We start from the raw sequence: 16,392 nt of genomic DNA, 5'->3' as shown, positions 1-16,392 counted from the left end.
CATTTGGATTGCGCTACATCACGTCCGGCGCACCCTCGTTCTCGCGACGGCGTTGCGCCGCAGCCTGTGCATTGCGTGGTGAGGCGCAACGAAGCCGCAGCGCACACCACATTGGTCGCGCTCAAACACTCAGCCCGATTGTACGGAGTTCCCGCGCGAACGCTTCGTTCACGTTCATGAGCGCCTCACCTTTCATCTCCGGCATCGCTCCACGGGCACTGGCCTCGCCTGCCGAACCACCCTCTCCAGGCACCTCAGTTGTACCACTCCGGCTGCTCGCGCCTGAGCGCCTCGAAACGGTCGCTCTTGACCACCCGGCCGACCATCTGCTGCACCGGCAGATCGGGATTTTTGGACGGGTCGGAGAAGAAACGGTGCGAATATTCGTCGATATTGCGGTTCAACACCACTTCGACCAGTTGATTCTCCACCCGCTCACGCGCCCAAATGGTGGCGAACGCGAACAGCGCCGTCAGGCAGAAACCCAACAGGACGAAGGACAGAATGATGCGGCTGCGGAGGCGGCGACGGTAACGCCCGTGCCGCCGCATCACCCGAGGCAACACACCGGCTTCAGGCATCGGGCGCGGCGATGCGGTAGCCGATGCCGTGACGGGTCTGGATCATCGGCACGCCGAACGGCTTGTCCACTACCGCACGCAGGCCGTGGATGTGCACACGCAAGGAGTCAGAATCCGGCAGTTCCTCGCCCCACACCCGGGTTTCCAGCTCCTGCCGGGTGACCACGGCGGGAGAAGCTTCCATCAATGCCTGCAGGATCTTCAACGCGGTGGGATTGAGCTGCAACAGCTTGCTCTGGCGTCGCACTTCCAACGTGTCCAGGTTGTACTCCAGATCGCCTGTCACCAGGACTCGGGTGTGTACCCCTTTTCCACGCCGCGACAGCGCATTGAGCCGTACTTCCACTTCCTGCAGCGCGAACGGCTTGATCAGGTAGTCGTCGGCACCGGAATCGAAACCGGCGAGCTTGTTGTCCAGCGAATCGCGGGCGGTGAGCATCAGCACCGGGGTTTGCTTGCGCGCTTCGTTGCGCAGCTTGCGGCAGACTTCGATGCCATCCATGCCGGGCAGATTGAGGTCGAGCACGATCGCATCGAACTCGTGTACCACTGCCAGATGCAGGCCGGTGACGCCGTCGGCGGCGAAATCGACGGTGTGGCCACGGTCTTCGAGGTAATCGCCCAGATTGGCGGCGATGTCGCTGTTGTCTTCGATCACTAAAATTCGCACCAACATTTACCCCGTCAGTCGTACTTGCCATTTGGATTGCGCTACATCACGTCCGGCGCACCCTCGTTCTCGCGACGGCGTTGCGCCGCAGCCTGTGCATTGCGTGGTGAGGCGCAACGAAGCCGCAGCGCACACCACATTGGTCGCGCTCAAACACTCAGCCCGATTGTACGGAGTTCCCGCGCGAACGCTTCGTTCACGTTCATGAGCGCCTCACCTTTCATCTCCGGCATCGCTCCACGGGCACTGGCCTCGCCTGCCGAACCACCCTCTCCAGGCACCTCAAATGCCTCCAGTCCGGTCGCACTGTCGTCGCGCGCCGCAGGCATGACCGCACCCAATGCCACTACACGCCGATCGCGCCCAAGAAAAAGGCCCAGGGGACGATGCCACCTGGGCCAAAAGTATCTATCCCGATTACCGTTCCTGCTGAGGAGGGCAGAGCTGCGGTAAGGGGAAGCATACGCAGCACGGAATTAAACCGGCGTTAAGTCAGAAATGATGATCACAAATCAAGATAAATTATTGATTCTATTAACTAATTTCAACTTCGAGATGCGCGATGATCTTGTCGGCGATATCCCGTCCGCACACCGATTCGATGCCCTCCAGGCCCGGCGTGGAATTGATCTCAAGAACCAGCGGCCCCCGCTGCGAGCGGATCAGATCGACCCCGGCCACCCCAAGCCCCAGTGCCTTGGCCGAGCGGACCGCGACCTCCTGTTCGCTGCGGCTGGGACTGTAGCGCTCGGCCGTGCCGCCTAGATGCAGGTTGGAACGGAAGTCGCCTTCCGGCGCGGTCCGACGCATCGCGGCCACGACCTGATCGCCCACCACGAAACAGCGCAGATCGGCACCCTCGGCCTCGGCGATGAATTCCTGCACCAGGAAATTGGCGTACAACCCGCGCAACGCCTCGACCACCCCCCGCGAGGCGCTGGCCTTTTCGGTCAGGATCACCCCGGTGCCCTGGGTACCTTCGTTCAACTTCACCACGTGCGGCGGGGGCCCCAGCATGGAGAGCAGATCGCCGGTGTCGTCGGGGTTGTCGCCAAACACGGTCATCGGCATGTCGATGCCCTTGGCAGCCAACAACTGGTGCGCACGCAACTTGTCGCGTGCGCGCAAGATCGCATCGGATGGATTGGGAGTACGCACCCCCATCATTTCCAGTTGCCGCAACACGGCGGTGCCATAGCGGGTCACGGAATTGCCCAGGCGCGGGATCACCGCGTCGTAGCCGGTGATCGGCTTGCCTTTGTAGTGCATGGTGAAGGCGCCCGGCGCGATACGCATGTAGCAACGTAATGGATCCAACACCCGCACCGTGTGCCCGCGCTCGCGCCCAGCCTCGACCAGACGCCGCGTCGAGTACAGCTTACTGTTGCGGGACAGAATGGCGAGCTTCATCGAGGCGCGGTGACAGTGGCAGGCCGGGCATCATAACGTCGCGCCGACAACACTGTGACCGCCGCAACCAGGGCGCAGCCAGGACACGCAGCATCGGCCGCCCTCGTCCACTGACCTTCGCCCGCTGTCCTGAAGGCGACACAGAACGGTCCCGAAACGTTCACAGAATCCGTTCACCGTAAGCTGCCAGCCGTATGTCGGCATGGCACGGGCTGCCCGCGCATCACGCAACAAGTCCGGCACGTCTTTCCCTACATGATTGGTGACTCTCGATGCTGTCCACTTCCCGATCCTTGCGCCCGCATGCGCTGGTGCTCGCCGTCGCGTCCGCTCTGCCGGCTTTCGCCGCGCTTGCAGATACCGCGCCAGCACCAGCCACCGCCACCGCAGATGCCTCCACCAACGTGGACAGCGGCAGCGATGCGAAGATGCTCGATGCGATCACGGTCGCCTCCACCGGCACCACCCGCCAGGTGCAGCGCATCACCCGCCAGGACATCCAAATTTCCACGCCCGGCACCAGCGCACTGAAGGTGCTGGACAAGCTCCCCGGCGTGCAGTTCCAGTCGGCCGACGCCTGGGGTGCCTACGAGTGGTCCACCGCGATCAGCCTGCACGGTTTCGACCAGAGCCGCCTGGGCTTCACCCTGGACGGGTTACCGCTGGGCAACATGAGCTACGGGGTCACCGACGGCCTGCAAGTGACTCGCGCGATCATCTCCGAAAACGTGGCATCGGTGGAACTGGCGCAGGGCGCTGGCGCGCTGGGCACCGCGTCGAGCAGTAATCTCGGCGGCACCGTGCGTTACTTCTCCGCCGATCCAGACGCCGAGGCCGGCATCCGCTTCAGCCAGACCATCGGCTCGGACAGTACCCGCCGCACCTACCTGCGTGGCGACACCGGCGACCTCCATGGGTTCTCGCTGTACACCTCGGTGGTACACGGCGAAGCAGACAAATGGAAAGGCTACGGCAATAACGAATACAACCAGGCCAACGCCAAGGCGCTGTACCAGTGGGGCGACGGCAACCGGGTCAGCCTGTTCCTGGACAGCTCGCACCGCAAGGAATACGACATCATGGATTTGTCGCTGACCTCGCAAAAAGTGCTTGGCTGGAACTGGGACTACCTGATGCCGGACTGGAACAGCGCCGTGCAGATCGCCAACGCGCTCAACGGCCAGGGCAGCTACCCGGCTTCACTCAATGGCCTGCCTGCCGACTACGACAAGGCCGATGCGTCCTATTACTCCGGCGCCGGCCTGCGCCGCGACAACCTGGCCGCGCTCAGCGGTAGTTTCAACCTGGGCGGCAGCGCCACGCTAAACCTCACCGGCTATACGCATAACAACAATGGCGAAGGCCAATGGACCACGCCGTACGCGGCGTCCTCGGCGACCATCCCGCTATCGATGCGCACCACCGACTACCATCTCAACCGACGCGGTGTCACCGGCTCGCTCAACTTCACCGTGAGCGGCAACGAGATCGAGATCGGCGGCTGGTACCAAAACGCCAAGACCGTGCAGGAACGCAATTACTTCCTGCTCAATGGTCCATTCACCGACCTGTATTACTTCAACCAGCACGGCACGCCGTTTGCGCGCGGCTTCGACCAGCACTACGACACCGACACTCGCATGGTCTACGCGCAGGATACGCTGCACCTGCTCGACGAACGCCTGACTCTGAACTTCGGCGCCAAGAAACTGATCGTGGACACCACCGCGCATTCGTTGGTGCCGTCCACGGCCAACGCCGCTGGCCAGATCAAGGCAGACTCGAACTTGCTGCCGCAAGTCGGCGCGAACTTCAAGATCGACGATCACCAGGAGGTCTACGCCTCCTACAACAAGAACATGGCCGGCTTCGGCTTCACCCCGTTCCAGGAATCGCAGAACGCGTTCAATGCCATCAAGGGATCGCTGAAACCGGAAACCGCGCAGACCTATGAAATGGGCTACCGCGTGCGCGGTGGCGGCGTCGAAGCATCGCTGGCGCTGTATCGCACCATGTTCGACAACCGCTTGCTGGTGACCTCGCCGTGCAGCGCGATCCAGACCTGCTCGGCCACGCTCAACAACGTCGGTTCGGTACGCAGCCAGGGCGCTGACCTGGCGGTGATCTGGCGTCCGATCGAGCAATTGCGTTGGCTGAACTCGCTGTCTTACGACAACTCCACTTATCAGGACGACTACCTCAACGGTGGCGTGGTGGCGACCTCCGGCAAGCACGTGGTCGGCATCCCCGAATGGATGTTCTCCAGCAGCCTGGCCTACGAGAACGCCGGCTGGCATGCGTCGCTGGACGGCAAATACACCAGCCGCCGCTACATCAGCTACCTCAACGATTCGTCGGTCCCCAGCTACTGGCGCTTCGACATGAGCGTCGGTTACGACTTCGGCCAAGTCGGCATGTTCCAGAACCTGGGGCTGAGCGCCAACGTCACCAATCTGTTGGACAAGCGCTACTTCGCCACCGTCGGCACCAACGGCTACGTGGTCTCCGACCCCAATGGCTATAACCAGACCTTGATGGCCGGCGCACCGAGGCAGCTCTTCGTCACCTTCAACGGCAAGTTCTAAGCGATACGCACAACGCCAAGGAAGGCGATACCGCCGCCGTTGCGCAAGCAGCGGCGGCGTTTCGTTTGCATGGGGACGGATGACGGCACACATGCGACTGCAACTGCGCGATGTCGATCGCCCTGCGAATCACGACACGCACCGACACGATCACCACGCCCACCACGGGCACCGCATCATCGTCCATCGTCCAGGCTTTTACGCAGACGCACTGACACATTGCAAACAACTCGGCCATGACATCCCTGCCCACGCCGCACGCGCACCAGCGACGCGTCAGGCGACGGCAACGCGCCCGATGGCCGGATCGCTCATGCTCGGATGTCCGGTTTCGATATGTCCGGCCAAACGTCGCCGCCACGCTGGCATGACCTCGCTGGTGACCAGCAGGTCGTACCAATGGTGCTGCGCCTGCAACGGGAAACGCAGCACGCGGCGCTCACCCGGAGCCAGCACATGGGTTTGCTGCGCACCATCCCGATAGCCATCACGAACCCGCAACGTGCTCGACTGCGCGCCCGCATTGCCCAACTCCAACAGCAGACATTGTGCCGCGACGTCGTAATCGATCTCGGCATGCAAACCGGCATCGGTGAGGCCGTCGCCATGGAACTCGCGCAGAAAACCGTTCGGGCCATGGACGCGCAGCGCATACCCGGCATCGGCGACATCGCCGCGCCACGCGCGCGTGTCCTGCAGCTCGCTAGCGGCGGCCAAGGTGTAGAACCAGGGGCCGGCAACACCGTCATCGGCATAGACATTGAGCGCCACGCCGGCGGCACCCCGGTTGCGCATGCGTAACACCTGAGCATGCGCTTGTACCTGCAAGCGCACATCGACATCGTAGGGCAGCGCGCGCGCCGGGCGCTGCCCCGGCTCCTGCACCGGCAGCGCCTGCTGCGCAGGACGTTGCGGCGGCGGCAGCGTCGCAGTGGCATCGATGCGGGCGATGAAGTCGCGGGTTTGCGGCAACGCGACCGGTGCCGCATCGTGACCGGCAAAGTCCAACGTCGAAGTCAGATCGCCAGCGACCGCGCGACGCCAGGGATTGATGTTGGGTTCCATGACACCGAAACGACGCTCCAGGAAGCGGATCACCGAGGTGTGGTCGAATACCTGCGAATTCACCCAGCCACCGCGGCTCCACGGCGACACCACCAACATCGGCACGCGCGGCCCCAGTCCAACCGGAACACCGTGATAGTCCTCGCCGTGCAGGTCCACATTGCTGGCCCCAAGCTCGGCACGGATCGCCGGCAATGCCGGCGGCACGTGGTCGAAGAAGCCATCGTTCTCGTCGTAGTTGATCAGGAAGACCGTCTTGGACCAGACCTCGGGCGATCCGGCCAGAATCTCCAGCAGACGCGCGCTCAACGATTGGCCATACGCCGGCGTGGATTCTGGATGCTCACTGAGCAGGTACGGCGCGACGATCCAGGACACCTGCGGCAAAGTGCCGGCGCGCACATCGCGTGCGAACGCGGCGAGCAGATGCTCGCCACGCGACGCCTTGGCGTTGTCGGCACTGGAACCCGGCGCCCAGGCACGCCCGCGACGGTACAACGACGAAGCACGATCCAGGTTGCGGAAGCTGGCGAAATACGCGTGACTGTTGTCGCCGTAGTTGTCGAACTCCTGATACACCTGCCAACGGATGCCGGCCTGCTGCAAGCGTTCGGCGTAGGTGGTCCAGGTGTAGCCGGGAAAGCGCGGATTGTCGCGCGCCATATCCGCGGTCCAGTTGCCATCGTCGCGATTGTTCACCGCCTGCTCGCCATCGTTGCCGACGCTCAGGCCGCTGGTGCCGGTGAACATGTACATGCGGTTGGGATTGGTCGGACCAAACAAAGAGGCGTGGTAGCCGTCGCAAATGGTGAAGGCGTCGGCCAGCGCGTAGTAGAACGGCAAGTCCTCGCGCTGGAAATGGCCCATGCTCATCGCGCTCTTCTGCGCGATCCAGGCATCGTGATGTTTCCAGGTGTCGTGCGCGCCCTTCCAGTCGTGGTTGAGATCCTTCATCCACTGTGCGCTGGTGGTCTGGCTGTTGAGACGAAACGGCAGCACGTGGCGGTCTGCAGCACCCGGCTCGGGTTGGTACCAGACCGGCCGGCCACTGGGCAGGCGCAACGGCCGTGGATCGCCATAACCACGCACTCCGCGCAAGCAGCCGAAGTAATGGTCGAAGGAGCGGTTCTCCTGCATGAGGATCACCACATGCTGCACGTCCTGCAACGTGCCGGTGACCCGCGCTGGCGGCACCGCCAACGCACTGCGGATGGCTCCAGGCAACAGCGGCATGGCCGCTCCGGCCCCCAGGGCCAGGGACGCACGCGCAAGGAAACGACGACGGCTGTATTCGACCACGGCAACCCATACCGACAACGAGCAAACGCTCAGGCATCGGCCAGCCTAGTGGCGGCGGATGAAATAACGTTGACAGTGAGCAGACGAACAGTGGAACGACCGCATCGACCGCCGAAGAGCGTGGCCGGCATGGGCAAACCCGCGCGACGCGTCGCCCGCATCCTCGCGCTTTGCGCACAGAGGGATCGCCACTCACACCGCGCTGCGCATCTGCGGCGCGGTCGATGCAGCGCAGCCCCGCAGACGCGGGGCGCGTGGTGTCGCGCTGATCCGCGCACGCGGATCAGCCGAACAGATCAGGCGAACGGATCCTGCAATACCATCGAAACCGTTCGGGCCATGGACGCGCAGCGCATACCCGGCATCGGCGACATCGCCGCGCCACGCGCGCGTGTCCTGCAGCTCGCTAGCGGCGGCCAAGGTGTAGAACCAGGGGCCGGCAACACCGTCATCGGCATAGACATTGAGCGCCACGCCGGCGGCACCCCGGTTGCGCATGCGTAACACCTGAGCATGCGCTTGTACCTGCAAGCGCACATCGACATCGTAGGGCAGCGCGCGCGCCGGGCGCTGCCCCGGCTCCTGCACCGGCAGCGCCTGCTGCGCAGGACGTTGCGGCGGCGGCAGCGTCGCAGTGGCATCGATGCGGGCGATGAAGTCGCGGGTTTGCGGCAACGCGACCGGTGCCGCATCGTGACCGGCAAAGTCCAACGTCGAAGTCAGATCGCCAGCGACCGCGCGACGCCAGGGATTGATGTTGGGTTCCATGACACCGAAACGACGCTCCAGGAAGCGGATCACCGAGGTGTGGTCGAATACCTGCGAATTCACCCAGCCACCGCGGCTCCACGGCGACACCACCAACATCGGCACGCGCGGCCCCAGTCCAACCGGAACACCGTGATAGTCCTCGCCGTGCAGGTCCACATTGCTGGCCCCAAGCTCGGCACGGATCGCCGGCAATGCCGGCGGCACGTGGTCGAAGAAGCCATCGTTCTCGTCGTAGTTGATCAGGAAGACCGTCTTGGACCAGACCTCGGGCGATCCGGCCAGAATCTCCAGCAGACGCGCGCTCAACGATTGGCCATACGCCGGCGTGGATTCTGGATGCTCACTGAGCAGGTACGGCGCGACGATCCAGGACACCTGCGGCAAAGTGCCGGCGCGCACATCGCGTGCGAACGCGGCGAGCAGATGCTCGCCACGCGACGCCTTGGCGTTGTCGGCACTGGAACCCGGCGCCCAGGCACGCCCGCGACGGTACAACGACGAAGCACGATCCAGGTTGCGGAAGCTGGCGAAATACGCGTGACTGTTGTCGCCGTAGTTGTCGAACTCCTGATACACCTGCCAACGGATGCCGGCCTGCTGCAAGCGTTCGGCGTAGGTGGTCCAGGTGTAGCCGGGAAAGCGCGGATTGTCGCGCGCCATATCCGCGGTCCAGTTGCCATCGTCGCGATTGTTCACCGCCTGCTCGCCATCGTTGCCGACGCTCAGGCCGCTGGTGCCGGTGAACATGTACATGCGGTTGGGATTGGTCGGACCAAACAAAGAGGCGTGGTAGCCGTCGCAAATGGTGAAGGCGTCGGCCAGCGCGTAGTAGAACGGCAAGTCCTCGCGCTGGAAATGGCCCATGCTCATCGCGCTCTTCTGCGCGATCCAGGCATCGTGATGTTTCCAGGTGTCGTGCGCGCCCTTCCAGTCGTGGTTGAGATCCTTCATCCACTGTGCGCTGGTGGTCTGGCTGTTGAGACGAAACGGCAGCACGTGGCGGTCTGCAGCACCCGGCTCGGGTTGGTACCAGACCGGCCGGCCACTGGGCAGGCGCAACGGCCGTGGATCGCCATAACCACGCACTCCGCGCAAGCAGCCGAAGTAATGGTCGAAGGAGCGGTTCTCCTGCATGAGGATCACCACATGCTGCACGTCCTGCAACGTGCCGGTGACCCGCGCTGGCGGCACCGCCAACGCACTGCGGATGGCTCCAGGCAACAGCGGCATGGCCGCTCCGGCCCCCAGGGCCAGGGACGCACGCGCAAGGAAACGACGACGGCTGTATTCGACCACGGCAACCCATACCGACAACGAGCAAACGCTCAGGCATCGGCCAGCCTAGTGGCGGCGGATGAAATAACGTTGACAGTGAGCAGACGAACAGTGGAACGACCGCATCGACCGCCGAAGAGCGTGGCCGGCATGGGCAAACCCGCGCGACGCGTCGCCCGCATCCTCGCGCTTTGCGCACAGAGGGATCGCCACTCACACCGCGCTGCGCATCTGCGGCGCGGTCGATGCAGCGCAGCCCCGCAGACGCGGGGCGCGTGGTGTCGCGCTGATCCGCGCACGCGGATCAGCCGAACAGATCAGGCGAACGGATCCTGCAATACCATCGTGTGGTCGCGATCCGGGCCGGTGGAGACGATTGAGATCGGGCAGCCCGCCAGTTCTTCCAGCGCGCGCAGATAGGCACGGGCGGCAGGCGGCAGTTCTTCCCACACGGTGATGCCGTGGGTGTTCTCGTTCCAGCCTGGGAACTCCAGATACACCGGAGTGCACTCTTCCCAGCCCTGAGCGTCCAACGGCGCATACTCGGTGCGCTTGCCGTGATATTCGTAGGCGATGCACATCTTGAGCTTGTCCATGCCGTCGAGCACATCGAGCTTGGTGATGCACAGGCCGGAGATTCCGTTGATGGCCACGGCACGCTTCAGCGCGACGATGTCCATCCAGCCGCAACGGCGCGGACGGCCGGTGGAGGCGCCGTACTCGGCACCACGGTCGCGGATCCCCTGGCCGATTGCGTCGTCCAGTTCGGTCGGGAATGGACCACCACCGACGCGCGTGGCGTAGGCCTTGGCGATCCCCAACACGTAGTCGATGTCCTGCGCGCCCACACCAGTGCCGGCCAGCGCACCGCCCACCGTGGTGTTGGAGCTGGTGACGTAGGGGTAGGTGCCGTGGTCGATATCCAGCAGCGCGCCCTGCGCACCCTCGAACAACACGCGCTTGCCCTGTTTGCGCAGGTCGTGGAGGATGCCGGCGACGTCGGACTTCATCGGCTGCACGTACTCGCCAAAGGCCAAAGCTTCGTCGAGGGTCTTCTGGAAATCGACCGCTTCCACACCCAGGTACTTGGTCAGCACGAAGTTGTGGTAATCCAGCGCGGTGCGCAGCAATTCCTCCAGTTGCGGCGTGTAATGCAGGTCGGCGATGCGAATGCCGCGACGCGCCACCTTATCTTCGTAGGCCGGACCGATACCACGCCCGGTGGTGCCGATAGCCTTGCCGCCAGCGGCCTTCTCGCGGGCCTGATCCAGGGCGATGTGATAGGGCATGATCAGCGGCGCGGCCGGGGATATCTTCAACCGCGACCGCACTTCCACGCCAGAGGTCTCCAGCTCTTCGATCTCCTTGCGCAACGCCGCCGGGGAGATCACCACGCCGTTGCCGATCAGACACAGCGCGTCTTCGCGCAGGATGCCGGACGGAATCAGGTGCAGAACGGTCTTCTTGCCGTTGATGACCAGGGTATGGCCGGCATTGTGGCCGCCTTGGAAACGGACGACGGCGCCGATTTCCTCGGTGAGAAGATCGACGATCTTGCCTTTGCCTTCATCGCCCCACTGGGCGCCGAGCACGACAACTGACTGACCCATGGCTGGGTAACTCCTGGTTTGCGGCACGGCCAGCGGGGCCGCGCGAATGTAGTGGCCGCACGGGGCAGTGACCGCCACCGGCACGATCGCTCCATCGGGAAGCGATCCGGCAACGACTGACCCACACACGGAAAAAGCCGGTCGAGGCGCTCGTCATGGAGCGAGCCCGGCCGGCTTTTGTGCATTATCCGGGTTTCGGGTGACGCTCACCAGCCCCTCGCCCGGGACATTCAGCCCCAACGCAGACGCGATCAAAACGTTCAATCCGCGCTGCACTAGCCGAGGCGGGATTGCGTCGCTCAGTGATCGCTCTTGAAGTACTGCAGGAAGGGATCGTTCTTGTCCAACACAATCACCCCATTCCCGTCGGCCATGGCGCCACGGTACGCCTCCAGGCTGCGGTAGAAGGCATAGAACGCCGGATCGGCCGCGCCGGCCTTGCCATAAAGGTTAGCGGCCTGCGCATCGCCCTCGCCACGCAATTTCTGCGCGTCGCGCTCGGCTTCGGCAACCAACACCGTGCTCTCGCGGTCGGCCTGAGCACGAATGGTCAGCGCTTGTTCTTCGCCTTCGGCACGCAACTTCGCCGCTTCCTGCTTGCGCTGCGCGCGCATGCGCTCGTAGACATCGTTGATGACCCGGCTATCGGTCGGCAAATCGATCTGCTTGATGCGCAGGTCGACAATCTGCATACCCAGCGTTTTGCTCGCCGCGTTGATCGCCACCAGTTGCTTGGCGATCAGTTCGCTACGATCACCCGACACCAATTGCTGCAAGGTGCGCGAGTTGATCTGATTGCGCAGCGAATCGGTGATGATCGGCGCCAGCAAGGTGTTGGCCACTTTTTCGTCGCCACCGGTGGTGGCGCGGTAGAACGCACGCACGTCGGAGATATAGCCGATGGCGAAGAAGCTGACGCTGACATCCTTCTGCTCGGCGGTGAAATAACGCGCCGGCGTGGTATCGAGCACCTGGAAACGGCGATCGAACATGCGCACCGATTCCACCAGCGGCAGCTTGAAGTGCAACCCCGGCGTGAGGTCGGAGCGAACCACCCGGCCCAGGTTCAACACCATCGCGGTCTTATCTTCTGGCACCACGAACACCGCGCTGAACAACGCGAACAGCGCGATCACGGCGACACCCGCCCACACGGAGCTTTTCATTGCTGCATCTCCCCATCCTCACGGCCAGCCGGACGCGGCGTGCGCTCCGGATCGCGGATGCTCTCGGCCGAACGAGTGTTCAACGTCGGCATCAGGAATTCCTGCGGTAGCGTGGTCGGCTGGGCTGCCGGCGCCGCCGTGGCCGATGCCGCCTTGCCAGCTTCGGCTGGCATCGGCAGGTAGACCATCGGGCGAACATCGCCACCGATGACCTTGCGGTTCTCCGCCAGCACCTGCTGCACCGTTTCCAGCCACAACCGCTTGCGGGTGACCTCGGGAGCATTCTGATACTGCTTCTGCAACAGGGTGAAGCGATCAGCATCGCCCTGTGCGCGGGCAATCGCCGCGTCCTTGTCGCCTTCGGCCACGGTCCGAGTGCGCGCGGCCAAGCCCCGCGCCTCCGGCACTACCTTGGCGGCGTAGGCCTGGGCTTCGTTGATGAGCCGCTCCTTCACCTGCTGGGCGCCGTTGACCTCGTCGAAGGCCGGCTTCACCGCTTCCGGCGGACGCGCATCGGGCATGGTCAGGCCGGTCACGATCAGGCCAGTATGATAGGCCTTCAGCGCCAACTGCAGGCGATCACGCGCGGCGACGGCCATCGGCCCACGGTTGTTGAGTACGGTATTGAGGTCCGAATGTCCAACCTGCTCGCGTACGGCGCTCTGCGCGGCCTGCTGCAGCACCTGATCGGCATCGCGCGCGCCGAACACATAGGTACGTGGATCCTCGACCCGATACTGCACGTTGAGCGACACATTGACGATGTTCTCGTCACCGGTCAGCACCGGCAACTGGCTGTCGAAGGTCTTGATCCGGGTCGCATCGACCTTGCGCACGCTCTCGATTGGCCAGGGCAGCTTGAAGTTGGGGCCAGGCATCAGGATCCGCGAGAACTGACCGAAGCGCAGCACCACGCCGCGCTGCTGCTCGCCAATCAACTGGAAGCTGCTGAACAACAGCGCCACCACCGCCACACCCAGCACCCAACGGCCGATACCGATACCCCCGCCGTCGCCGAACAGCTCCTTCAACGGACCGGGCAACCCACCCCACTTACGCCCGCCATTGCCGCCACGCGGTGCCCAGGGACCGCGCCCACGATTGTCCGGGCCGTCTCCGCCATTGCCGCCAGGTGTATTCCAGGCCATGCATGCTCCAAAAAGGAAGGTGCCGGCGGGTCGGTCCGCGCCGCTCACCGGTGATCAGGCGTTGATTCTACAAGATGCGGCAGAACCGGCATTACCAGAAGGTATCTTGGTGCATTCCTGCGGACCGACCGAGGTGCTTCATGCCCATTCCCACTCAGTTCTCCGCCTTCCGCATCCACCAGGACGCGGCCGGCCACCGCGCCGGCATTGCCTCGCTCGCACTGGACCAGCTCAACCCCGGCGATGTGGTGATCCGCACCGCCTGGTCCTCGGTGAACTTCAAGGACGCGCTCGCCGGCACCGGCCAGGGCAAGATCCTGCGGCGCTTTCCACTGGTCGGCGGCATCGACGTGGCCGGATACGTGGTTGCTTCCAACGACCCGGCGTTCAAAGAGGGCGATGCGGTGTTGGTCACCGGCTGCGGCCTGAGCGAAACCCGCGACGGTGGCTACAGCGAATATGCACGCCTGGAGTCCAAGTGGGTGGTGCCGCTGCCGGCGGGACTGAGCCTGCGCGAAAGCATGGTGCTGGGAACCGCAGGCTTCACCGCGGCGCTGGCGCTGCTGCGCCTGCTCGACAACCGGCAGACCCCGGCGCACGGCCCGCTGTGCGTGACCGGCGCCAGCGGTGGGGTCGGCTCGCTGGCAATCGACATCTTCAGCCGCGCCGGCTTCGAGGTGCACGCGGTCAGCGGCAAAGCCGAGCGCGCCGATGCGCTGAAAGCCCTCGGCGCCACCCAAGTGCTCGACCGCGATGTCCTGCAGACCACCCGCCCGCTGGAATCGACACGCTTCGGCGGCGGCCTGGACAACGTCGGCGGAGCGATGCTGACCAGCCTGCTGGCGCAAACCGCACCCTACGGCAATGTCGCCTGCGCCGGCTTGGCAGCGGCTGCGGAGCTAAACATGACGGTGATGCCCTTCATCCTGCGTGGCGTCTCGCTGCTGGGCATCGGCTCGGCAGGTACCGCGCGTGACCTGCGCGAGCGCATCTGGCAGCACCTGGGCAGCGACTGGAAGCCGCGCCACCTGGATGCCATCTGCACCCGCGAGGTGGAGCTGGCCGAGCTGCCGGAAGTATTCGCGTCGATGCTCGCCGGCCAGTCGTTCGGGCGCACGGTGGTACGGCTGGATCCAACAGCGTGAGCGCAGGTTTGTGACGAAGCAGGCTTTCCGCATCCGCGCCGCCACCACTACACTCGGAGCATCCAAGGGGGAGCAACATGGCACGTATTTTGATCGTCGACGACTCGCCATCGCAGTTGTTGGGCATTCAGCGCATCGTCGAAAAATTGGGCCACGAGACGATCACAGCTCCCGACGGCGCCGCCGGAGTGGAAGTGGCCAAAGCGACACTGCCAGACTTGGTGCTGATGGACGTGGTGATGCCCAACCTCAACGGCTTCCAGGCCACCCGCATGTTACGTCGCGAGCCGACCACGCAGAACATCCCGGTCATCCTGGTCACTACCAAAGACCAAGATACCGACCGCCTGTGGGGGATGCGCCAAGGTGCGCGCGGCTACATCACCAAACCGTTCTCCGAGCACGAGCTGCATGACGTGATCGAACAGGTCTTCAGCGGCGATGATGCACCCCAGCGGTGAGCGCACGCACCGATTACGTCACCAATGGATAGCAGGGCTGTCGCGCGAGCTGGCGAAAATTTCCGCGCCTGATTTTTGAACAAAGGCAACACGGCACTGCCTGCGGTTATCCGCCCTTCTGTATCTTGCAACAGCAGCGTTGCCGCATGCGAGAAGAAAAACGCGAGCGGGTCGCGCACTCGGTGAACATCCCGAATCGTCAGCATCAGGCATGCACACGCACGCACAACCCAATCGCGTGTGCCGGCGATTACGCCTTCTCGCCGAACGCCTTGGCCAACGCGCGATAGGCCTTGCGCTGCGCTTCGGTTTCCGGCGTCGGCGCGGACACTTCCAATTCGACGATCTGGTCGCCCGGCGGCGTCCCTGGCAGACCGCGACCGCGCAGGCGCAGCTTGCGGCCCGCATCGGAGTCCGGCGGAATTTTCAACTCCACCGCGCCGCCGAGCGTCGGCACGCTGATGCTGGTCCCCAGCGCCGCCTGCCACGGCGTCACCTGCAAGGTGTGCAGGATATTGCGCCCATCCACCTCGAACTGCGGATGCGCTGCATACTCGATCTCCAGCAACAGGTTGCTGCCGCCGTTACCCTGCCCGCTCAAGCGGATCACCTGACCAGGGCGCACACCCTTGGGCACGCGCACGTCCAATTGCTTGCCGTTGATGGTGATACGCACGCTATCGCCGGCATGCACGGCCTCCAGCGGCACCGCCAGTTTGGCGCGGGTATCGCCACGCGGTGCGCCCGGACCTGGCCCAGCGCCGCCCTGGCGTGCGCGCTGTTGGCGAGCAAATAGACTCTCGAAGAAATCACTGAAACCGCCAGCTGCTCCGCCATTGCCGAATACTTCCTCGACATCGAAGCCGGCACCGCCACCGTAGTGAGGTGGCGCATGGAATTCCTGGCCCGGCCGGTAGCCCTGCGCACGCAACTGGTCGTAGGCGGCGCGTTTGGGCGGATCGCGCAAGGCCTCGAAGGCTTCGTTGATCGCCTTGAACTTTTCCTCCGCTCCGGGCTCCTTGCTGACGTCGGGATGATATTTGCGTGCCAGCCGCCGGTATGCGGTCTTGATCTCGGCATCGCCCGCGCTGGGCTCAACGCCCAGAGTCGCGTAGTAATCCTTGAATTGCATCTATCACCTCAAAGAGTCGGCCCGCCGCCTTGCGGCAACGGGCCGGTTGCATACGTTGCGTCATCGCCCGGCCA

At 64.1% G+C, this 16,392-nt stretch carries 10 protein-coding genes and 2 pseudogenes; 3 read left to right on the top strand and 9 right to left on the bottom strand.

What is annotated here, in order from left to right:
• Positions 1–260 precede the first annotated feature (260 nt).
• The 3 genes and pseudogenes from XANALMUS060_RS14240 to rimK form a co-directional block, all read right to left on the bottom strand.
• A pseudogene (locus XANALMUS060_RS14240) lies at positions 261–581 on the bottom strand (two-component sensor histidine kinase); the annotation flags it as partial.
• On the bottom strand, positions 574–1,251 hold the full coding sequence (locus XANALMUS060_RS14235; RefSeq protein WP_045728928.1) for a response regulator transcription factor: 678 nt from the start codon (positions 1,249–1,251) through the stop codon (positions 574–576). The gene XANALMUS060_RS14235 and the pseudogene XANALMUS060_RS14240, both read right to left, overlap by 8 nt.
• Positions 1,252–1,785: 534 nt before the next feature.
• Positions 1,786–2,661: a 30S ribosomal protein S6--L-glutamate ligase gene (gene rimK / locus XANALMUS060_RS14225; protein ID WP_045738995.1), complete on the bottom strand. Its 876-nt coding sequence runs from the start codon at positions 2,659–2,661 to the stop codon at positions 1,786–1,788.
• A gap of 272 nt (positions 2,662–2,933) precedes the next feature.
• On the opposite strand from rimK, the gene XANALMUS060_RS14220 reads away from it, so the two are divergent.
• A complete protein-coding gene (locus XANALMUS060_RS14220; RefSeq protein WP_045738994.1) occupies positions 2,934–5,246 on the top strand; it encodes a TonB-dependent receptor in 2,313 nt (770 codons plus the stop codon).
• A gap of 276 nt (positions 5,247–5,522) precedes the next feature.
• On the opposite strand, the gene XANALMUS060_RS14215 is transcribed toward XANALMUS060_RS14220, so the two are convergent.
• The 5 genes and pseudogenes from XANALMUS060_RS14215 to hflK all read right to left on the bottom strand — a co-directional run bounded on the left by XANALMUS060_RS14215 (position 5,523) and on the right by hflK (position 13,580).
• Positions 5,523–7,628 carry a phospholipase C, phosphocholine-specific gene (locus XANALMUS060_RS14215; RefSeq protein ID WP_235430512.1) on the bottom strand — a complete coding sequence of 702 codons (2,106 nt, stop codon included), beginning with the start codon at positions 7,626–7,628 and terminating at the stop codon, positions 5,523–5,525.
• Positions 7,629–7,934: 306 nt separating this feature from the next.
• Positions 7,935–9,611, bottom strand: a pseudogene (locus XANALMUS060_RS14210) (phospholipase C, phosphocholine-specific); the annotation flags it as partial.
• A gap of 362 nt (positions 9,612–9,973) precedes the next feature.
• On the bottom strand, positions 9,974–11,266 hold the full coding sequence (locus XANALMUS060_RS14205) for an adenylosuccinate synthase (RefSeq protein WP_045739007.1): 1,293 nt from the start codon (positions 11,264–11,266) through the stop codon (positions 9,974–9,976).
• Between the two features lie 299 nt (positions 11,267–11,565).
• Positions 11,566–12,432 carry a protease modulator HflC gene (locus tag XANALMUS060_RS14200; protein ID WP_045738993.1) on the bottom strand — a complete coding sequence of 289 codons (867 nt, stop codon included), beginning with the start codon at positions 12,430–12,432 and terminating at the stop codon, positions 11,566–11,568.
• A complete protein-coding gene (hflK, locus tag XANALMUS060_RS14195) occupies positions 12,429–13,580 on the bottom strand; it encodes an FtsH protease activity modulator HflK (RefSeq protein ID WP_045738992.1) in 1,152 nt (383 codons plus the stop codon). Before hflK ends, XANALMUS060_RS14200 begins: the two co-directional genes overlap by 4 nt.
• Positions 13,581–13,720: 140 nt before the next feature.
• Between hflK and XANALMUS060_RS14190 the strand changes: the two genes are divergently transcribed.
• Entirely contained in the window at positions 13,721–14,725 is a 1,005-nt protein-coding gene (locus tag XANALMUS060_RS14190) for an acryloyl-CoA reductase (RefSeq protein WP_045738991.1), read from the top strand.
• Between the two features lie 77 nt (positions 14,726–14,802).
• Positions 14,803–15,186 carry a twitching motility response regulator PilH gene (pilH, locus tag XANALMUS060_RS14185; RefSeq protein ID WP_045738990.1) on the top strand — a complete coding sequence of 128 codons (384 nt, stop codon included), beginning with the start codon at positions 14,803–14,805 and terminating at the stop codon, positions 15,184–15,186.
• A 250-nt stretch (positions 15,187–15,436) separates the two neighbouring features.
• Here pilH and XANALMUS060_RS14180 read toward each other — a convergent pair whose 3' ends face one another.
• Positions 15,437–16,318, bottom strand: a complete 882-nt coding sequence (locus tag XANALMUS060_RS14180) for a DnaJ C-terminal domain-containing protein (RefSeq protein WP_045738989.1) — start codon at positions 16,316–16,318, stop codon at positions 15,437–15,439.
• Positions 16,319–16,392: the final 74 nt, after the last annotated feature.

Origin of the sequence: Xanthomonas sp. MUS 060 (assembly GCF_000963215.1) — a bacterium.
GTDB lineage: Bacteria > Pseudomonadota > Gammaproteobacteria > Xanthomonadales > Xanthomonadaceae > Xanthomonas_A.
The sequence above is the reverse complement of the archived record's forward strand: the minus strand, read 5'-3'. Positions and strand labels throughout refer to the sequence as shown.